At 36.9% G+C, this 20799-nt stretch carries 15 protein-coding genes; 3 read left to right on the plus strand and 12 right to left on the minus strand.

What is annotated here, in order from left to right:
• The first annotated feature begins 80 nt into the window (after positions 1-80).
• Positions 81-1172: an AI-2E family transporter gene (locus tag ACFX4W_RS08210; RefSeq protein WP_016763781.1), complete on the plus strand. Its 1092-nt coding sequence runs from the start codon at positions 81-83 to the stop codon at positions 1170-1172.
• A gap of 295 nt (positions 1173-1467) precedes the next feature.
• Here the strand turns inward: ACFX4W_RS08210 and ACFX4W_RS08215 are convergent, their stop codons facing one another.
• On the minus strand, positions 1468-1818 hold the full coding sequence (locus ACFX4W_RS08215; RefSeq protein WP_043981946.1) for a VOC family protein: 351 nt from the start codon (positions 1816-1818) through the stop codon (positions 1468-1470).
• Between the two features lie 376 nt (positions 1819-2194).
• Here ACFX4W_RS08215 and ACFX4W_RS08220 point away from each other — a divergent pair, with 376 nt between their 5' ends.
• Positions 2195-3625, plus strand: coding sequence for a hypothetical protein (locus ACFX4W_RS08220; RefSeq protein WP_013082784.1), 1431 nt, complete (start codon positions 2195-2197; stop codon positions 3623-3625).
• 899 nt (positions 3626-4524) lie between these two features.
• On the plus strand, positions 4525-5664 hold the full coding sequence (locus ACFX4W_RS08225; RefSeq protein WP_043981945.1) for a hypothetical protein: 1140 nt from the start codon (positions 4525-4527) through the stop codon (positions 5662-5664).
• A gap of 607 nt (positions 5665-6271) precedes the next feature.
• Here the strand turns inward: ACFX4W_RS08225 and ACFX4W_RS08230 are convergent.
• The 11 genes from ACFX4W_RS08230 to ACFX4W_RS08280 all read right to left on the minus strand — a co-directional run bounded on the left by ACFX4W_RS08230 (position 6272) and on the right by ACFX4W_RS08280 (position 20793).
• The gene (locus tag ACFX4W_RS08230) at positions 6272-7306 is read right to left on the minus strand and encodes a DUF3231 family protein (RefSeq protein WP_043981943.1); all 1035 of its coding nucleotides are present in this window, start codon (positions 7304-7306) and stop codon (positions 6272-6274) included.
• A 121-nt stretch (positions 7307-7427) separates the two neighbouring features.
• Complete coding sequence (locus ACFX4W_RS08235; RefSeq protein ID WP_230184721.1) at positions 7428-8588, minus strand: Ger(x)C family spore germination protein; 1161 nt, start codon at positions 8586-8588, stop codon at positions 7428-7430.
• On the minus strand, positions 8588-10111 hold the full coding sequence (locus ACFX4W_RS08240; RefSeq protein ID WP_052500347.1) for a spore germination protein: 1524 nt from the start codon (positions 10109-10111) through the stop codon (positions 8588-8590). Before ACFX4W_RS08240 ends, ACFX4W_RS08235 begins: the two co-directional genes overlap by 1 nt.
• Positions 10098-11195 (minus strand): GerAB/ArcD/ProY family transporter, encoded by a 1098-nt coding sequence (locus ACFX4W_RS08245; protein ID WP_043981941.1) that lies wholly within the window; start codon positions 11193-11195, stop codon positions 10098-10100. The genes ACFX4W_RS08240 and ACFX4W_RS08245 overlap by 14 nt, the downstream gene beginning before the upstream one ends.
• Before the next feature lie 193 nt (positions 11196-11388).
• Positions 11389-11967 (minus strand): HTH-type transcriptional regulator Hpr, encoded by a 579-nt coding sequence (locus ACFX4W_RS08250; RefSeq protein WP_043981939.1) that lies wholly within the window; start codon positions 11965-11967, stop codon positions 11389-11391.
• Between the two features lie 232 nt (positions 11968-12199).
• Positions 12200-13414 carry a cystathionine gamma-synthase family protein gene (locus ACFX4W_RS08255; protein WP_377559337.1) on the minus strand — a complete coding sequence of 405 codons (1215 nt, stop codon included), beginning with the start codon at positions 13412-13414 and terminating at the stop codon, positions 12200-12202.
• Between the two features lie 452 nt (positions 13415-13866).
• Complete coding sequence (locus ACFX4W_RS08260; protein ID WP_043981937.1) at positions 13867-14916, minus strand: 2,3-butanediol dehydrogenase; 1050 nt, start codon at positions 14914-14916, stop codon at positions 13867-13869.
• A gap of 54 nt (positions 14917-14970) precedes the next feature.
• Positions 14971-16848: a sigma-54-dependent Fis family transcriptional regulator gene (locus tag ACFX4W_RS08265; protein WP_377559338.1), complete on the minus strand. Its 1878-nt coding sequence runs from the start codon at positions 16846-16848 to the stop codon at positions 14971-14973.
• Positions 16849-17112: 264 nt separating this feature from the next.
• The gene (gene lpdA, locus ACFX4W_RS08270) at positions 17113-18492 is read right to left on the minus strand and encodes a dihydrolipoyl dehydrogenase (RefSeq protein ID WP_043981934.1); all 1380 of its coding nucleotides are present in this window, start codon (positions 18490-18492) and stop codon (positions 17113-17115) included.
• A gap of 15 nt (positions 18493-18507) precedes the next feature.
• Positions 18508-19734 (minus strand): dihydrolipoamide acetyltransferase family protein, encoded by a 1227-nt coding sequence (locus tag ACFX4W_RS08275; RefSeq protein ID WP_377559340.1) that lies wholly within the window; start codon positions 19732-19734, stop codon positions 18508-18510.
• A 24-nt stretch (positions 19735-19758) separates the two neighbouring features.
• Positions 19759-20793 carry an alpha-ketoacid dehydrogenase subunit beta gene (locus ACFX4W_RS08280; RefSeq protein WP_013082775.1) on the minus strand — a complete coding sequence of 345 codons (1035 nt, stop codon included), beginning with the start codon at positions 20791-20793 and terminating at the stop codon, positions 19759-19761.
• Positions 20794-20799 lie beyond the last annotated feature (6 nt).

Here is a 20799-nt window from a genome sequence, read left to right on the forward strand (position 1 = left end):
AAAAAGCCCACTTTTCACGTGCAGTGGGTTTCTTTTTTGATGTATGATAGTAAAAAATAGTAAAGAAAGAGGGTAACTTTTTGTTTAAATCGAAACTGCATTTTTGGACATTAGAACTATTAATGATTGCTTTACTGATTTACATTTGTAAACATATTTCGTTTGTTTTTCTACCAATCGGTGTGTTTATCTCCACTTTATTTTTCCCTATTCTCGTAGCTGGTTTTCTTTTCTTTTTATTCGAACCAATTGTGTCATTTCTCACAAGAAAAAAAGTGCCAAAAACACTGGCCATCTTATTATTATACGTTGTTTTTATCGGCGTAATTGCTTCTATTGTAGGCGGTGTGGGACCTACTTTATCTAAACAATTAACTGATTTGGCTAAAAATATTCCGTCTTATATTGTAGAAACGAGAGAGTACATAAATGATTTATCTAACTCAAGATGGTTTAACTGGCTCGTTGAACAAAAATATGTGTCCCTCGATCATATTGAAGAGTCACTTTTAAACTACGCGTCTACTTTACCTACGAATCTCACAAACAGTATTTCATCTGTTTTAAGCGTCGTAACAAATATTACACTTACGGTTGTAACCGTTCCTTTCATTCTTTTTTATATGCTTAAAGACAGCCATAAACTTCGTAAAAATACGCTGCGTATGGTTCCTGCTTCTTACCGAAAAGAAACGTTACGTACAATGAAAGAAACAACAAATACGCTAGCTACTTATATTCAAGGCCAAATGCTCGTTTGTTTATTTGTCGGTATTAGTACATTCATTGGTTACCTCATCATCGGGTTACCCTATGCATTGATACTCGCACTAATAGGAGCCCTTACTAATATTATCCCGTACGTCGGCCCTTTTATTGGCGTAGCACCTGCTTTAATCGTAGGTTTATTATACTCTCCTACAAAAGCGATATTAGTAATTATCGTCGTCGTAATCGTTCAACAGCTAGATGGGAACATTATTTCTCCGCTGGTAATTGGAAAGAAATTAAACACTCATCCTTTAACAATTATTATTTTATTGCTTGTTGCTGGTAATATTGCAGGAATACTCGGAATGATCTTAGCGATTCCGGCTTATGCTGTAACAAAAACAATTGTGATAAATATTGTAAGAATGATTCAATTCAGAAACAAATCTGTCAAATTGTAAAATGCCGAGGCAATCCAATAGAAGCTGATAAAAAAGCATTTTAGTTGAAGTTAAATCCGAACTATTAATCTGATTAATAGTTCGGATTTTTTGTTGTCATATTGAACATAGGGTTTGTGCAGCTGCTTCTAGCTGTTGATTGGAGGGCAAGGTGAAGACTTCTGCGTGAAAAACGGAAGTCTTCAACGGAACTCAACAGCGGTGTCACAAGCGGTTCAGCTCCTTTATCTCATTTGTTCGTCTTTAGATTGGGGTAATTTCTTTATGTCCTAATGTCTTTTATCTTCCCATGGGTTCAGCACTGACACACCATCAGGTGATTTCCATCCGGATCTTTAAATGTAAACCAATGATTGTGTTGAATTCCTGTCGTTAGCTCTACTTTTTTCTGCTTCATATATTCATAAGCTTCTTTGATATCGTTTGTATTCAAATGAAAAGCTGGCGTTTTAAAAAGCGTATTTTTTGAATAAGTTTTGCTATCTAATACAATCCCTGTTCCATTCATAGGTATCACATATAAATGATCATATAAAATGTCTCCATCTGCTATCAAACCTAGTATGTCACAATACCAATCTCGTGCTTTTTTTGTGTCCTTTACAGGAATAAAAACCGTGCCTACTTCATTTAATATAGGGTTCATTTATGACCTCCGGTATGGGTTTAGTAGTTTTACAACGTATTCTCTTTTGATCGCTGATATCCTTTTATTTTGAGATACTTTCTATCAGTCCATTAAACTCGGTAGCAGAATTAGCGGTCTTGCAGACACGGTTATCCTCCATACATAAGCTACACGGCAAATATATATGCTACATGACTAAATGTAGATTACTAAAAAAGAAAATAAGAAAATCTCCCCCTTCCTCTGCTTTGCACGTGTATAATGAAAAATAGACTATAGATAGTAGCCTTTTTTTGTTTGTAGCATCGAACTTTCGTGCATTACAATAGATTTAAAGCCACTATCCAGCTAAGAATTAAAATGAATAACTTAAGGTTAAGGAGGTTAGATGTGTATGGATTATTCATCTTTACTCATACGCGAAGTCATTGATAGAGTATCTAAATTACGCCTCTTATCTGTTTATAATGAAAGTATAAAAGGTGATTTAGAAAGCACCATCCTCCCTCTTTATCAGCAGCACTTTGAAAATAAAGATGTAAACGAAGCGTTGAGGATTTTAAAAAAAGACTTTCTCAATCGTACGAAACGCAGATGGTTAGATGCTGCTATACGCGACTATGAGCAAAAAAAGCCTAAGAAGAATAAAGAGCTGATTGGCGAATACAAAGCGCTAACAGCTTATTATAAAACGAATGGAAAAGAACTCTTTTGCAAACAGTTTGAAAACGTATCATCTCCGGAAGAAGTCATTGATAAACGAATTGGTATCCTACGTGAATGGAGTCAAGAAGATAGCTTCTTCTTAACGGATTATCCTTATATTCATCAAAAAACCAAGACCCAGCGAGAAAAAGCAATCCATACGGATATATCTATTATTATTGGGCTTACTATACTGGACCCAAGCTTCCAAAACGGAAATCATAGTATTATTGAGAGCCCTTTTTCAACTGTAGAGAATCCTTTTTTCTCTAACTCAAGAGCAAAGCTTCTCGTCGAGCAACCCCTATTAGAGAAAGAAGGAAAAGAATATTTCTTAAGTACTTATAACTCTGAAGACGGGACAGATTACGAATTGTTAATAGAAAAAGAATACGCTGAAGAAAATGGAAATAAAATTAGTGATTTAGATCGGTTTGATTATAAAGTGTTTTTAGAGATCATGAGCCAGCGCGACGAATTGTTCGCTACACAAAAAATTATTAACGTAAAAATTGGTGATCTTGTGAAAGCACTCTATAAAACAGACAGTAAGCGCAACTATCAGATGATAGAAGAAAGAATTACAAAAATGAAGCACTACAGCATGACAAAAGTACAGCATAATAAGAAAATTGCCTACGGTATTTTTGACTTTGTGGATATTACTACGATGCCAAACGGAACGCGAATTGCTGAAATTCACGTCAATGAAGTGATATATAGAGACTATATTCAACGCCAAACGGTGCGTATTTATAAAAACAAAGTAGAAAAATTAAGTTTAGACGCCGCTTATCATTTGCTATTCGTTATGCAAAAAGAGCGTCTCATTTGCTATGAAACAAAATCTTCATACAATGTCACAAGAGATTATTTATATTTTTCGACAAGAGTCCGCTTTCGAAAAAGACGAAAAAAAGAAAACCTTGTCGAAATAGAAACAGCCTTAGATGAGCTAGTCGAACAAAAACTAGCTGTCCAATCCTATAAAAGAGTGGGCCAAGTGTTTCAGATTACCTTTATTCCTGTGGGAGAAAGTGAAGTAAAAGACTTACTAGCTGGTGATTACGAATATGCTCCCCTTTCTATTTATCAAAACGTAACAAGTTCTATAGGCTAAAAAAGAATGCCCTTATAATCTTTATAAGGGCATTCTTTTTATCTATGTACTATTAACCACTGCATTTTTTGCTCCACATTTCCGTGCAAAAGTGTTTTTTTGCTCCAATTCTCCATGTAAACATATTGTTTCCCCTGCTAATATAGCTATTAAACTTCACCTTCCTTATCATTTTGTGAACTTTTTATGTCTAAAAAAGTATTTATAATTGTTTTTTGCTCCAGATTTCCGTACAAAAGTGTCGTTTTTCTTTCTATACTGCATTTACTATAAGTTTGGCTCCAATCTTCCGTGCAAATATGTCACTTTTACATAAATTTTCTTGTGTCAGCGACTTTCCCTCTCCGTTTCCTTCAATTTTTGCTCCACATCTCCGTGCAAAAGTGTTTTTTGCTCCAGATTTCCGTGCAAACATGCCACTTTCTTAAAAAAACACTATTTTTTCTGCAAATGTTTGTTTATCCCCTCTGAAAATGTGAACTTTTTGTGTCTCAAAAAGGGCATTTTTCTTTTTTTTGTTCCTATTTTCCGTGCAAATGTGTCACTTCCTTGCCTGAACCTTTACTTTTATCATTTTTGCTCCTATTCTCCGTGCAAATATGTCATTTTTACATCAAAATTTTTTTCGAATTTGTCGCATTTTGTGTATTTCATCCGTCATAATACGACATTTAGCTTAAGAATGCTGTTTTATCAACGTTTATGAAATATAACGCTATTTTTGCTCCACATCTCCGTGCAAATATGTCACCTTTTAAATAGATGTCTCGTCCCTTGGTATCACTAGTCTTTTAAAAAAATGCACCATTTCCCCGTGCAAATATGTCATTTTACAGCCTATATGACTGTGTCTATACTGTAAAAGACGACGTATATAGTTTTGGAAAGGAGGTCACTACATGAGTATACAAAAGCTGGTACTAAAACGGCACACCCTTGTAGCAAATAAACTGCTGATTGTCATGAGCGGCTTAAATAGAAACACGAAACGAGGCAATAGCTATTACTATGAAAAACATTCATTTGGTCTTGCGAAAAACTTTGTAGATATAAAGTGGACGGGTTCTCTGATGAAGCAAATTTTAGCTTACGTAGCCAAATGTAACAGCCAGGGTCATATTTCAATTATTTCTGAGCAAGAACTGGCTAATACAATCCAATGTTCCGTTCGGACCGTTCAAAATAATAATAAGCTTTTAGAAGACTATGACATCATTCGCTGGGATCGTTTATGGGGAGACTATATTCAAGTTTCTTTAAACAACTATTTAGAGGATTTTTTAGATTTACATATAAAAGAAGCTGCTGATGTTCAAAACATATCATATAATCCTGAAATGCTTGATGAAGATAACAATACATATACTTCAAAAGGTGGTTATACTTCTGTTTCGATGGAAGTGATTTATCAATTGCTGGCTATTAAAAATATCAACATGCTGCGTCTGGCTTTACGTGCGTTGTACGTATACGAATCTGATGTAAACGTAAAGAAAGATTCAGAAGCGCTTCTATCTTACACTGATGTAAAACACATTCTTCCAAAATACATTGGCTATAAAGCTGCTATTAAAGAAATGGCTAGTAAATTGAGTACAATTTTCCGTATCGATGTGCTAGAAAAAGATGATTGTGTCAAAACATTATTAGAAGAAAAGCAGCCAAGAAAATCAATTATTGAAAAAATCAAGGATGGTTTTATTTTAAGCTTTAATTTAACTGGTGCTCATGATAGTAAAAAACAAAAAGAAATCGAAAAAATTCGTGGAGAGCATACATTTGCTCAGTTTAAGAATTTCTTTAAATCTTTTGGCCATTATTCAATTAAAAAAGAGGATATTCATTCCATTGTACATGAGTTTGGTTTAGATATAATCGAAAAATCATTAACGTCCGTTCAGCGTCACTTACAACAAACTTACATAGAAGAAAGTATGGATGCATTTCGACCTCTTGTGCATGAAATGGAGTCAAACTTCTTTACGTATATCCGCAAAATTGCCAACGGGTATTATCAGGCAAAAATTAACGCTCTATAATACTCTTTTTTGTTATGCCTTTTTTTACTCATTTCTACTCTATTTTCCTTCCATTCTTTCTTTCTCTTTAACTTACTCAAACATACACGTCTGTGAGCTACGATAAATCCCTTTAAATGATAATGATTTTCATTTTCGTGAAAAAAATCAACTAAATGAACAAAAAACACAATAAATAAACGTTATTTTCCGAACTACTGCGTAGAAAATATAGCCGTTATAAAAAAATCCTATATTTTTTCGTGAAAATTCTTGTAGTAAACTGCAGTTTTTTTGATTGCTTTATTCCCTTTAACCTCAGTCAGTAGAAGGCTTTTACCCATATAAGTTTTAGCAATGTTTATAATTTCTTTAATTTCTTTTTAATGTCTTATAAATGTCTAGTAATTTCTATAAAATAATGAGCAGCAAATAAATAATATTTTTTATACATGGAGACATTAAGCTCCTATACAAATTGTAATCATAAGTTGGGTTAGTTTAATGATTATCAAATATAAAGGCAGGATTAACAGCTTTTTCTCTCTTCAAATAAAAAAACACACAAAATCTGACATCTATTTTGTGTGTTTTTTATTCATTAGAGCTATAAAGGCAAATTATTTAATTAGTTGGAGTTTAAATGATTTCTATCTACCGCTTCCGGTGGTGTTTCCATCCATCCATTTTCCATCATAATATCCGCTGCATCTTTTACAAACTTCGAGATATTTGTCATTGATTTTCCATATAACAGCGCCAAATCATGTCTTCCATTGACGGCTACTGAATTTCCAAAAGCCCTCATTTTCATCGAGAACATATCCATTTTATGGAACAGCATCAATTTATCCGAAAACGGTGAAAAAGTCGAAGTAGTAATTAAATGATCAAGAAAGGATGGCGCTGGTAAATTATCTCGATGAAGCTTTTCAATATAGCGTTCTACCGCTTTATTTGTCAGATCTTCACCTTTTACAAATAACGTACGGATTTTTTCACTTTTAACAACTTGACTAAATGCCAAAATTAAGGCTTTGCTTGTCACATTATTTTCGATGTTATCATACAGATGAGCAATTTCTAATGCATGCAAAGGTCGAACATCTCCTATAAAACCGCTTAAATAATGAGTATTAGCGATGTTCACTTTTTCTGGTACGGGAATAAGTGGCGGCTTAATAATAAATCCTTTATCCATTAAGATTGCCTTTATTTGCTCCATCAGTTCCATTGTTGCTTTCATACAATACGTTAAAAATGTCTTTACATCTTCTCTATACATTAGAGGCAGTGCGATACTGTAAATGCTTAATCCAGCTTTAGCAGCATATTTTAAATAATGCACGTAAAATTCATCTTCAAACAGCTTTGGAGCGCCTAGGTTCACATCTTCTTGCGTAAATCCGTATGGAATTGGCACGTTCTCTTTTGTAAAAATGTCTTTTACGTTACTTTGAAATTCTTCCGTTAAACCTTTTGCATGCTGTAACAGCTTTTTTATATCTGGATCTTCAACGTGTTCAAGAAAATAACTTAAAATATACGAAGACATGCTGTTGCCCATATAGGTTGCCCAAAGTTTGCCCATTTCGGGGGCTGTTAATTTCTCTTGCACGCTTGTTTTTTTTGAACATATTTTAATTGGTTTGATTGTTTCCATCTATAATCTCCTAATTTGATTTGTTCTTAGGTTGGTCTTTTCTATTTTATCTATTCCTCCACTTTTGTCCTTTGTTTAATGAGTTAACATTATCAGGTGAGGTGTGCAGATTTTCAGTATGTTAATCTATAGTCGGACCTATTCGCTGTTTGTTTCCATGCTTAACCTGTACGTTGACCTTCACATTTATTGAGTCTTTTGTTAAAGGAATTGCCCCGTTGCTTTGAACAGCCTTCCATTTACGCAGTTCTTTTTTATAAAGAACATGAGAAAGCCTGTAAACATCGCTGTTTATACTTAAGCCTTGCGCGTACGTTTCCATAATTTGTTTCTTAATTTTCTGTTCAGCTTCTTTTTTTATAGTCGATAGTTTTTCGTGCTGCGGCATAACTAAAATCGTTGTTTTTGCACGAACTTTTATATTAAATGTTAAATTACTACCGTTTATAACAGGTTCAATTTTTACTTTTTTCTTGTCTACCACAAGATCAATATCGGAATGATCAGGGAGCCTTACCCGTAAACCAGCTCGTACAAATTCATCCGTTATCCATCTAAGTCCTTTGATTTTATTCTCTGAAAAAACTCCTTTTAATTCAGATGATGTAATAGCCACTGCTCCGTTTACTTGAATAGCTGTTTCTTTTTTTTGATCCGTTGTTAAATGTTCTTTAGTCTGAACGAGAGGAATATTTACTTCGTGACTAGGTTCATTAAGATGGATAATGAGCTCTCTTAAATCGATTGGTGGAATAAACGAGTTTTGCTTAAAAATCACTTTAGGATCGCTCAAGCGAGAAAGAGCGTTCGATACTTCGAACATAGGCGTAGCTAACAACGTTTTTTTCAAAGGACTTTTCGTAGCATACATCCAGATGTTGTATCTCGTTTCCCGATAACGATCTAAAAAATCCACTGCCGATTTGACAGCGCCATGCTTTAACGCATCGTCCGTTAGAACAAGGAAAGCTAAGTGCCCAAAAAAGATTCTGCGCTGAGAAATTTGATAATATCTAAAAATAGCTTCATCAATGGTTTTCCCTGTTGCATAACCAACTTCTACTTTGACTTGACCTGCGCCAGCACCGCTTGCCTCGGATTTTGCTAATAAACTTAAATTGATGGTCTGCAGGTAAAGAACGTAACGGTTATCTTTAAAATCTACCCCCATTCCTTGTGCATATACCATTTGTTCCGGTTCATTCGTATCCCAGCATCCCGAAAGAAACAATAAAAAAGAGCTCATAATAAGTATAAGTAAATTCCTTATATTCCCTTTCACTAACTTTCTCCTTTTTCGCGTGTGGAATCGCTTGGGTTAAGCATACTAGCTCTTGTTGCTTTTTTACTTTCGGGAAGACGGAAGAGAGATTTTAAAATATTTTTCACGTCTAAACGGGTTGCTAACTCAAAATATGGCACACCAAACGTTCGGATGTTTGTAATATAGATCATGACTAAAAAGATGGAAATAAAAAATCCAAAGAAACCTAAGATGCTGACACAGATAATACAAAAAAAGCGGATTAGTGAAATTGTTCCTATAAGAGACTGATTAGCTAGCGTAAACGTAGCAATTGTAGAACCTGCAATGACAACAAGCATGGCAGGACTGGTTAAACCGGCTCTAATGGCTGCATCACCGATAATAAGCCCTCCAATTACACTGAGGGTCTGCCCGACAGAAGTCGGCAGTCTAAACCCTGCCTCTCGAAACAATTCAAATAAAAGAAGCATTAATATTGCCTCAAGAGAGGTAGGAAACGGAACACCTCTTCTTGCTTCAACAATCGTAGCTAACAGGCTGAGCGGAAGCTGATTTTGATGAAAAGCCGTCATTGCAACCCAAAAACCCGGCAAAAAAGCAGCGATAGAAAGCCCGAAGATTCGAAGAATACGCTCAAAAGAGCTGTATAAATATGTATTTTCTTTATCTTCAGATCCCTTTAATAAGTAAAAAAGGTTAATGGGTGTAACATACGCATATGAAGTTCCATCAATTAATATAATAAACCGGCCATTTAACAGAGATTGAACCGCAAAATCAGGTCTCCCTGTATAAGCGTGTCGAGGAAAAAAGCTATACGGATTTTTATTAATGAGCTCTTCTAACTGTGTTCCGCTGAAAATACCGTCGATATCGATATCTCCTAACTTTTCCATAATTTCGTCAAGTATCTTCTTGTCAGCTACATCTTCCATGTATAAAATGCTTACTTTTGTTTTTGTTCGTTTTCCAATCTCTAAAGAGTTTGTTAACAAGGAAACTGATTTAAGACGCTTGCGAATTAAAGCAATATTGACAGGTAAGTCTTCAATAAAATTATCTCTAGGACCCAATATGGTTACTTCATTTTTCGTTTCTTCTGGGCTTCTTTGAGGACGGTCCGAAATATCGATAGAAACAACTGATTGTGGTGATCCAAAATCAATGAATAATTTCCCGGAAAAAATTTCTGAAACTGCCTGTTCTTCATCTTGAACGATGGAAACTGAGGGAAGATTTAATAATTTTATGATCTTGTCTCCTTCTACTTCACCCTCTAACTTAGCACAGCATTCCTCTAATTTTTTAGGAATCATTTCATATAGCATTTCCGTACTAACTAGACCGGTACAATAAATCATAAGCACTCGTTTGTTATAAAAATAAACGGTCTCGAAGTTAATATCGCTGCATTTTCCAAATAAATCTCTTAACGTACACTCATTGATTATCTGAGCACGAGAAGAACTTTCTTTTAAAAGACTTTCCGCCTCTTGTTTTTTAGAGCTGTAGTCTTTTTTCTTCTTAAAAAATTCCACTCTTATCCCTCCTTGTTTTATGAGAAAATAGAAAGACTATGACTACTAAGAAAAGAGAGAAAGCAACAAATAACCAGAAAGTAGCCGGTATGATTGTAAAAAATAAAAGATTTGAAAAAGCAAAGTCCGTTATAGGAGCCAGCGTACATACAGTAATAACCACTAGAATGAGTAAAAGAAACCTTTTTTGGCCTTTTTGAAACGAAACTAATTCTTTCATAATAAAAAGAAAGGTCGAAATGCGGATAAAGGTACCCGACAACCACTGATAAATAGATAGAAAGTCGATATGTTCTATAAACTTTCCAAGCGATGCAATTCCCCATTCTTCATAGGGAGGGAAACGTTGCTTAGAGGCTTCTACAGGGCCAAATTCAGTAATTGCTCCAATGAGAGGTCCAATCGTAAGGCCTGTTAAGAGAATTGCAGCCACCGCTAAATGCTTATAGCGTATAGGCTGCGGCACTTTGTGCTGCAAAAAGAGCAGCAGCAGCAGCTCTACCATCCCTGATCCTTGAAATACAATACTTTTAATAACAGGAAAATAGCCATTTTCTAAAACAGGCTGCAATAAAGAATAATCTTTAAATTGAAAGTTTGTAAAAGAAACAAAGAAACCTAATATTACAATAAAAAATAAAAGAAATACGTTTACAATACTAATCGTTCTAAGACTCGTAGCGGCAAGTAAGCAACAGGTAAAACCAAATAGTAAAACGAGAATAATTAAAGGTGTTCGCTGAAGAAAAATAATATTAATCCACGTAATCGTCTCTCGTAAAGTGACGATCTCCATAAGGGTCAAATAAACGATTGTAAGAAAAATAACGACATTGGTAAATGACTTATTCACATGCTTTTTCATCCATCGAAAAAGATGTTCGCCTTTTGTTTTTTTATTTACATATACGAGTAAAGGAACCCATATGAGTGTTAAAAGACAAGTAAGAAGAACGGTGATCCAAGCATCTCGTCCTGCCGTTTTAATTAATGGAGATATGAGCATCACATGAGTTTTTAAGCCAATAAACGTCATTGAAAGAAGGATCAATTGAAAAACAGAAATTGAGTCTGACTTATTCATGGTAATCACTCCTTCTCTTCAGAAAATTTACTACTGGTAGCTTATCCTAAATTTCTCATAATATAATGGAGAATCATTATTCGAAAAATAAAAAAGAGCTGTTTTATACGTCGTATTTCTCACGTATAAAACAGCTCGCCTGTTATTCACTTATTTTCATGAAGCCCTATTGTCTGCATATTATTCACTGCGTTCAATTACTAGTTAGCTGGACTTCTTTCTTATCTTCATTTTCTTCTATTCCCGCTTCTTTTATATTCACAAAAGGTTGATCAGCAACGGTCACAAGCTCGCCGCCGCAAACATGGCGAACAACGGTTACTAGCTCTGGAAAAGCGGGGAATTTGCCGTATAACGTTTTTAAAGGAAGTGCGCCTTTACATATCTTACTGTTATGTGGTTCATACCCTTTGAGCGTATCAAGCAATAATTGTTCGCCATTTTCAGTCAATTTGATGTAGGTGTTTCTTTTATCATTTTCTCTTTTGGACAAATGCAGATATCCCTGATTTTCTAATTTTTTTGAAAAATTAAACGCTGTAGAGATATGCATAGCTCCTAAATTAGCTAACTCTGACATAGAGATTTCTCCCGTGTTACTAGCTAAACATAAAATATGATGCTCATTTACGTTTAGTCCATAAGGTTTCACCCATTGCTCCCAGTCATCTTCCGCAGCTCTCCAGATGGCTTTACTTACCTGCATTAATTTTAATCCAAACAATGATGCATCTTTTATTGTGTATTCACTTTCTTGTTCTTGTTTCGACATACTATCATTCCTTATTTGTAGGCTGTTGTAAGTTAGTTTATTTTTAAAACGCGTAAAAACATTTTTATTTCATCTAATTTATCAGTATACCTACAAAATCAGACGAAAAAATACACGTACAGTTTAATTTATCAGCTTTATTCCACAAAATTTCTATAATTCTGAAGACGTGTCTACCAACTAAAAAGAGGTACTTACTTTATTTTTATTAAAAAAAGTAATACGCGTCTTTTTAATTACTAATAGATGATGCGGATTCCAAGTGAGTAAATGCTTGTGCTAAGTCTGCAATTAAATCTTCCGTATCTTCAATTCCTACAGATATGCGAACCAGTCCTTCGGATATTCCAAGAGCTTTACGTTCTTCAAGCGTACATTCTACGTGGCTAGTCGTTCTTGCTGGTCCATAAATTGTTTCAACCGCTCCTAAATTGCCGGCTTTATTTGCATACGTTAACTTTGGCAGCAAAATTTTAATAGCTTCCATTTCTCCTTTTAAAACAAAGCTTAATATCCCGCCAAAGCCTCTCATTTGTTTTTTGGCAATATGATGATGAGGGTGTGTTTCCAATCCAGGATAATAGACGGCTTCAACCGCTTCTTTCTTTTGAAGAAATTTAGCAATTTCCAAAGCGCTTCGCTCTTGTTGACGTATACGTAATTTTAACGTTTTCATTCCTCTTAAAATAAGATACGCTGACATGGGATCCATGGTCGCGCCATTGATCTCACGGTAGTGATACACATGCTTCATTAATTCTTTAGAGCCGCATACTGCTCCTCCTAAGGCATCCGCATGTCCGCTTAAAAATTTTGTTGCGCTGTGAATGACAAGATCCACCCCTAATTGAAGAGGGTTTTGATTAATAGGTGTCGCAAACGTATTGTCAATAATGACGACTGCCCCTACTGCTTTTCCTGCTTTTGCTATTCTTTCAATATCAATAATTTTCATCGTAGGATTTGTAGGTGACTCTAAATATAGCACTTTACATCCTTTATTTACTTCCGCTTCAATTTCTTCATGATTCCCCGTATTGCATAAGGTTACATCCACTCCGATGTTAGGAAGGAACTCAGTGAAGATTTTATTTGTTCCTCCATATGTATCTTTTACCGATACGACGCGGTCTCCAGGTTTTAAAAACGTGTATAAAGTGCTGCTAATAGCCGCCATGCCGGAGGAAAATGCGACCGCTTCTTCTGCTTCTTCAAGTATCCTTACTTTTTCTTCAAAAGCTTTAACTGTAGGATTACTCATGCGATTATACGTATAGCCTGGTTTGTTTCCTAACGCAACTTCTTGCCATTCGTCTACATCATCATAATTGTAAGCTACGCTGAAGACGACAGGAACTTGAGTGGCATTGTAAGCAAGGGATTCTTTTTCTCCCGCCCATACCGCTTTGGTTCCGTCTTGTACATTTTTAAACTGTTTGTCTGTCATTCACTCATCACCTCTGATTTTATTAATTAGATAATGATTAGATTATATATTGTATACAATATACTGTATATAGTACAGAATAATCTGATAATAAAATAACCATACTTACCTTATTCAATTTAAAGAGGTTGAGACATAACGAAATGAATCCAATCTAAAGACGAACAAATAGGATAGATGAGCTGAACCGCTTATGACACGGCAGTTGATTTCCGTGCAAGACTTCGCTTTACATGGGCGCTGAGCCTCCTCGTCGCATACGCTCCTGTGGGTCTCATCTGTTCCGCTTTTCCCGCAGGATTCCTCATCTTGCCCTGCAATCGACTGCTAGAAGGGCCTAAACAAACCGAACATACGCTCACGCTAACAAAAAAACGAACCACTAATCAAAAATTTTGATCAATGGTTCGTTTTTTACTTCGTCTAAAATACTTTTGTCCCAGCCTCTTTTTTTATTCAGCTTTCACCAAAATTTTCACCTGTTCCTTTTCTTTTAACAATGTCTCAAAACCTTCTTCAATTACATTCTCTAGCTTGATACGTTTTGTCACCAGTTTATCAGCCGAAAAATAGCCTTTTGCCATTAAACTAATAACCGCTGGAAATACATCGCGGTAGCCAATAATACCTGTTACTGTACGCTCTTGTAAAACGATTGTTTGAGGATGAATGGACGCTTCTTTTTCAAATATGCTAACAATCATTGTCTCCCCGCCACTTTTGGTAGAATTAATGGCTTGAGTTAAAACTAAGGGAACACTTGTCACTTCATAGGAAACGTCTACACCTCCGCCTGTGCGCTTATGTACTTCTGCTACGGGATCGTATTCTTGCGGGTTAATCACAATCGCCCCAAGTTCTTCAGCTTTCTGTCTGCGCTGTTCCGATAGTTCGATCGCATAAATTTCAGATGCACCCGATGCTTTTAACGCTTCAATAACTAGCAAACCGATTGGCCCCGTCCCAAATACGGCGGCTTTATCTCCTACCTTTAGTTTGCTTTGACGCACAGCATGAAGAGCCACAGCTGAAGGCTCTACGAGAGCTCCTTGCTCGTAAGACACCACTTCTGGTATTTTATGAATCATTTCAACCGGTATAGAGGCATACTCAGAAAAACCTCCGCCACCTCCGGCAAGACCATAAAACCCCATTTTATTACAAAGATTATACTTTCCTTGTTTACAGTTTTCACACTCTCCGCATGCATAGATAGGTTCTACCACTACTCTGTCTCCGACTTTTACATTCGTAATACCTTCTCCGATTTCTACAACTTGTCCAGAAAATTCATGTCCCAGCACAACCGGCGCTTTATCTTTACTTAATGGATGGGGTTCTTCTGTAGGAATAAAAATAGGTCCTGCCGTGTACTCATGCAAATCACTTCCGCAAATTCCACACCATTCTACTTTAATTTTCACTTTTCCTTGAGAGACAGTAGGTTCTGCAATATATTCTAACCTTACATCTTTAACGCCATGCCATCTTAATGCTTTCATTCTACTCAGCTCCTATCCTTATTTAAAAATTTAAAACAGCTACGAACTCTCAGCTTACAAATTGAATTTTTTTAATCTGTTATAAAATGTACTTCTTGGTATATCTAACAGCTTAGCGGCAAGTGACACATTTCCCTGTGTTTTACGTAAAGCATCCATCATTAAGTCTTTTTGAACTTTTTCACGAAATGTGAGTACGGGGAGGGACGTAAAATCATTGTCTTCTATTTCTTGTGAAGTATCAGAGTTAGAGATGTTCTTTTGGCCACCAAGACTTAAAGAACTCAAATAATTCAATATCTTCTCTTTTTCTGCTTCTGTTTTAAGCGAGATCTTCAAGCGTTCAAGTACATTAAATAATTCTCGAATATTGCCGGGCCACTGATAATCTATTAGTTTATCTACTAATTCCTTGGGGAAATTCATATTCCAAGCATTCTTTTGACAAAAGTAGCGCATCAGATGTGGAATATCTTCTTTCCTTTCTCGCAAAGGCGGAACATGCACGGGATACACGTGAAGCCGGTAATATAAATCTTCTCGAAACTTCCCTTCACTGACAAGTTGACGAAGATCTCGATGAGTAGCGGTAATAATACGGATGTCTACCGGAATTTCCTGATTGCTTCCAACAGGCGTTACCTTGCGCTCTTGCAATACTCTTAACAAAGAAACTTGCATAGAATGAGGAAGTTCACCTATTTCATCAAGAAAAATCGTACCGTGATTAGCCTGCTCAAACTTTCCTTGATATCCTTGACGCCGTGCTCCTGTAAATGCTCCTTCCACATAGCCAAATAATTCACTTTCCATAAGTTCTTTCGGAATAGCACCACAATTAAGAGCAATAAAAGGCCCGTTTTTACGCGAGCTGTTTTCATGAATTGTTTGAGCTATTACTTCTTTTCCGGTACCTGTTTCCCCTAAAATATAGACTGTTGTATCCGTAGGAGCCGCATGCTTTATTTCTTCTAGTGTTTGCTGAAAGGAACGGCTTATGCCTGCTTCCCCCTTAAAAGAAAATGATTGAGCAGGGATCTGTGTAGTTGTTTGGTTGTGGTGCGCTTCTTCTGATAAATAAATAATCTTTCCAATAGAATGACCGTGTCTTTTTGAAATTACAGGCACTTCCATCACTATAGGAAACCCCTGTTGTACAATCGTATTTAACTGCAGACCTGACCATTTTGGTATACATTCTCGCAAGGTTTTGCTTGCTCCCACAATCACTTCTTTGTAATTGCAAAGCAGCAAGAGCTGTTTGCTATCAACAAAATTCATAGAAGCGTGAACCAACTCAATTTCGTCTTTGTGCATTCGAATGCTTAACTCCCGCTCAATTGTATACGCAATGGACGTAACCATTCCAAGTGTATAAGGGTGAGCTCTGTTTACAGGACAAGAAATATTAATAATCCCAATTAAATTTCCGTCGTCATTTCGAACAGGCGCTGCCGAACAGCTCCATTGATGCGAAGCAATCGAATAATGTTCTGTACCCGTTATCATAATGGGCTCTTCCGTTTGCAGAGCCGTACCGATTGCATTTGTGCCTACTTCTTTTTCTGTCCAACAGGCACCTTCCACAAAATTAATTTTCCTTGCTTCATTCAGTGTAAGTCTATTTCCTGTAATAGATAAAATATAGCCTTCTGGGTCAATTAATAAAGCAACCATTCCTAAGTCCGCCGCTGATTGTCTGATTCTTTCTAAGTGCGGCAAAGCCGTCTCAAGAAATAAAGAGTTCATTTGTTTTCGAGAATGAAAGTCTTCATTTCTTAAAATCGATCTGCCTTTATCTAGGTAAGGATTAACATCTGCGCTTTTACAACGATGCCACGACTTTACAATAATGTCGTTTAACCTTGAAGGTTCAAGTGCTCCTTCGTTTACAAAACGTTTCCATGTGTTTAAAGAAAGTGTGGATTCCATTTTTTACCTCTCCCCTATAAACTTAATTGAATATAGTAAATCAAGGCTTGTTACCATTATTATAAATCACAAAGAAAACGTTATCATTACCAAATGATAGATTTTTAAACTCACGTTATGTAAAAATTAATAAAGAAACTAGACGAGGATGCAGGAAAACTACTATACCGCTTCCGTGATTCCTTCATCCTCTAGTTATCTTTTTGAATCATTCATTTTTACTTTTTATCCTCAAAAAGTTTAATAACTTGGGCACCTGCGTAATCAGGAGTGAACGGCCTGACCCGCCGACTGCAAAAGAGCTTCGTGAATGGCTTCAGATAATGTAGGGTGGGCAGCGATAAAGTCTTCCATTATATCTGTGGTCAACTCTCCGTGCATCATAATGGTTCCTTGTCCAATTAATTCTGTAGCATGTGAACCTACAATGGAAAGCCCAATAATTTCATTAAACTGCGGTTCTACGATTACTTTCACTTTTCCAACGGACTCATTTGCAATCATTGCTTTACCATTTGCCGTAAACGAGAATTCTCCGACGCGAATATCGCCGTATTCGCTTCGAGCCTGCTTTTCTGTCATACCGACACTTGCAATTTCAGGGTGAGTATAAATGCAGCGGGGTACAGCTCGATAATTTACGCTCTTATCTTTTCCGCATGCGTGCAAAGCAGCAACTGTGCCTTCATGAAAGGCGACATGAGCAAGCTGAATTCCGCCAACTGCATCTCCACAAGCATAGATATTAGGTATATTCGTTTGCATATGCTCATTAACATCAATTCCTTGTTTTGAAAAATGTACGTCAACCTGTTCTAAACCCAAACCTAGCACTCTAGGTTTTCTGCCAATTGAAATTAATGCATACTCAGCCTGCAGTTCATGCAGCTCTTCTTTATGTTTAAATAGAGCCGTTTTATGTTCTGGCTTCATTTCCGTTAGCGAAGCGGATGTATAAATCCCTACGCCTTTTTTCTCTAATTCTTCCTGTAACGTCAATGCGATGTCGGCATCTTCACCAGGAAGCAGCTGATCTGCTGCTTCCACAATCGTTACTTTTGTTCCCATTTGGCTGTAAATGCTTGCAAATTCACATCCAATTACACCTCCTCCTACTATTAAAAGAGATGAAGGGATAGCAGGCAGCGACATTGCTTGTTTACTGTGAATGATCCACTTTCCATCAAAAGGAGCAAATGGCAGGCTAGCAGGTTCTGAACCCGCAGCAATAATAAACTGTTCAGCCTCTATCTCTTCTACGTGATTTTCGTTTCGCACGGCTAGACAATGATTTGTCAAAAAAGAAGCTTCTCCTTTTATGACTTTAATACTGTTCTTTTTCATCAAATAGCCGATTCCCCTGACCAAGTTTTTAACAATGGTTGTTTTATGATGCTGAACGCCATCCCAGTTAATTTTCACTTGTTCTAAAGGAAGATTGATGCCGAATTGCTCAGCTTTCTTAATTTTCTCATAGGCTTCCGCGCTTGCTAATAGCGACTTTGTTGGCATACAGCCCTCATTTAAACAGGTTCCACCTAAATCTTTTTGTTCGATTAACGTAACTTGTTTTCCTTGCCGGGCGGCAGTGATTGCCGCCACATATCCTGCTGGACCGCCTCCAATCACAACTAAAGATTTCACGGAATGCACCCCTTTCTATAAGAGTAGTAAAATAGGCTGTTCTAAGTATTGTTTAATAGTTCCAAGGAAATTAGCTGCAGGTGCTCCGTCCAGTACGCGATGATCAAACGTCAGGCTTAAAGGCAGCAAGTTTCTTTTTTGTAATTCGTCTCCTTTATACATCGGTACATCTTCAGTAGCTCCAACACCAAGAATTCCTGTTTCAGGCGGGTTTAATACAGGTGTAAAATACTCTACTCCGTAAGCACCGAGATTAGTAATAGTGAATGTAGAACCTTGCATTCTATCAGTGGCCAGCTGACCTTGCCGAGCATCTGCTGCTCGTGTTTTGATCTCTGCAGCTAATTCAACTAACGACATCTTTTCAGCATGTTGCATAACAGGGACAACTAACCCATTTTCTAAAGCTACGGCCATTCCAAGATGAACATGGTTATAGAGATGAATTTCGTTATCTATATAGGCACTGTTCATTTGTTTATGTTCTTGAAGTGAAAGAACAACAGCGCGAGCAATAAAATCAGTTAGAGATATCTTCACCTTATGGCGTTGTTGGATCACATCTTTGATTTCCCGTTGAAGAGACAGCAAATCCGTCACGTCAGCTTTCATATTAATTGTTAATTGGGCACTGTTTAATAAACTACTATGCATTCGACTTGCAATGACTTTTCTCATGCCCGCTACTGGAAGCGTTTCTTTTTTTATAGCTTTATCTATTTCTGCTGGTGGATGACTCGCTTCTGAAGCTCTTTCCACCAGCACTTTCTCTACATCTGCTTTGGTGATTCTTCCTTTTGGTCCTGTGCCTTTAATCGTTTCAACATTAAGGTTTTCAGATTCTGCTATTTTCCGTGCAATTGGTGAAATAAGCACCGTTTCTTTCCTCTTTTTTGATGGAGCTGCGTCTGCTGGTGGCTCTTCTAACGAGATAGCAGCCGCTACCTCGTTTTTAGGCGCTTGCAGCTCATTTGCTGAACTGTTTTGCTCAGTGAGCTGCTCGTTTGGCTTTCCAACATAACAGATAATCGTTCCAGGAGGCACTCCTACATCTTCTTGTACAATAATATCAAGAATCACACCGTCCTGCGGCGCTTCAATATCCATTTCGATTTTTTCAGAATTAATGCTTGCAATCATATCTCCTTTTGAAACGGAGTCTCCAACTTTTTTGTTCCACGTCGAAACAGTTCCTTCTTTCATTGCCATACCTAGTTTTGGCATTACAACCTCTGCAGCCATTTGCTTCCTCCTCCTTTTCTTTAATTACACGCTTAGAAGCGATTTATCTCCTAGTAACTCCGATACAACTTCAATTACTTTTTGTGGTGTCGGCAGATAAATATCTTCTAATGGAGGCGAAAACGGCACAGGTGTATGTGGTGCTGTAATTCGTTTAATAGGTGCATCAAGCATGTCAAATCCTTTATCAGCAACTAGCGCGGCAATATCCGTTGCGATGCTGCATCTTGGATTGGCTTCGTCAATGACAATTAATCGATTCGTTTTTTCTACAGAAGAAAGAATGGTTTCTTCATCAAAAGGTGATAGACTTCGCGGATCGACTACTTCTACATCAATTCCCTTGTGAGACAATTGATCTGCTGCCGTAAGTGCAGTATTTACTTGTTTTCCAATTGCTACAATGGTTAAATCTGTTCCTTCGCGTTTCACGTCAGCTTTCCCTAACGGAATTGTATAGTAGCCTTCAGGAACCTCTCCTTTCATGTTGTACAATGTTTTGTCTTCAAAAAAGATAACCGGATCATTGTCTTCAATAGCTGCTAACAATAATCCTTTTGCATCGTAAGGGTTAGAAGGCACCACTACTTTAATGCCAGGAATGCTAGTGAATAAAGCGTACAAGCTCTGAGAATGCTGAGCTGCAGCCCTAAACCCTGCCCCATGAGTCGTTCGAATCGTGACGGGCACTTCAGCTTTTCCTCCAAACATGTATCTAAATTTTGCGCCTTGATTCAGCACTTGATCTAAACAGCAGCCAATAAAGTCATTAAACATTAATTCTGCAACCGGTCTTAACCCTGTAGCTGCCGCTCCCATTGCAGCTCCTATATAAGCTGCTTCTGAAATCGGCGTATCAAGAATTCGTTCACGTCCAAATTCTTGCACAAGCCCTTTTGTCACTCCAAGAACCCCGCCCCACGCCTCATCATCTTGCAAGTGGTCAATTTCCGCTCCGCCAGCTACATCTTCTCCCAAAAGAATCACATTCTCATCTTTTCGCATCGCTAGTTTCATAGCTTCATTAATAGCTTCAGACATGCTTAATTTTCTAGTCATTTCCTT

It is taken from the genome of Priestia sp. YIM B13489 (genome assembly GCF_042787645.1).
Classification (GTDB): Bacteria; Bacillota; Bacilli; order Bacillales; family Bacillaceae_H; genus Priestia; species Priestia megaterium.

Bases quoted from the DNA above. Each gene is read 5' to 3' on its own strand.
- ACFX4W_RS08215 (WP_043981946.1), bottom strand. From the start codon at position 1,818: ATGAACCCTATATTAAATGAAGTAGGCACGGTTTTTATTCCTGTAAAG.
- ACFX4W_RS08220 (WP_013082784.1), top strand. From the start codon at position 2,195: ATGGATTATTCATCTTTACTCATACGCGAAGTCATTGATAGAGTATCT.
- ACFX4W_RS08225 (WP_043981945.1), top strand. From the start codon at position 4,525: ATGAGTATACAAAAGCTGGTACTAAAACGGCACACCCTTGTAGCAAAT.
- ACFX4W_RS08230 (WP_043981943.1), bottom strand. From the start codon at position 7,306: ATGGAAACAATCAAACCAATTAAAATATGTTCAAAAAAAACAAGCGTG.
- ACFX4W_RS08245 (WP_043981941.1), bottom strand. From the start codon at position 11,195: ATGAATAAGTCAGACTCAATTTCTGTTTTTCAATTGATCCTTCTTTCA.
- ACFX4W_RS08250 (WP_043981939.1), bottom strand. From the start codon at position 11,967: ATGTCGAAACAAGAACAAGAAAGTGAATACACAATAAAAGATGCATCA.
- ACFX4W_RS08255 (WP_377559337.1), bottom strand. From the start codon at position 13,414: ATGACAGACAAACAGTTTAAAAATGTACAAGACGGAACCAAAGCGGTA.
- ACFX4W_RS08260 (WP_043981937.1), bottom strand. From the start codon at position 14,916: ATGAAAGCATTAAGATGGCATGGCGTTAAAGATGTAAGGTTAGAATAT.
- ACFX4W_RS08265 (WP_377559338.1), bottom strand. From the start codon at position 16,848: ATGGAATCCACACTTTCTTTAAACACATGGAAACGTTTTGTAAACGAA.
- ACFX4W_RS08275 (WP_377559340.1), bottom strand. From the start codon at position 19,734: ATGGCTGCAGAGGTTGTAATGCCAAAACTAGGTATGGCAATGAAAGAA.
- ACFX4W_RS08280 (WP_013082775.1), bottom strand. From the start codon at position 20,793: ATGACTAGAAAATTAAGCATGTCTGAAGCTATTAATGAAGCTATGAAA.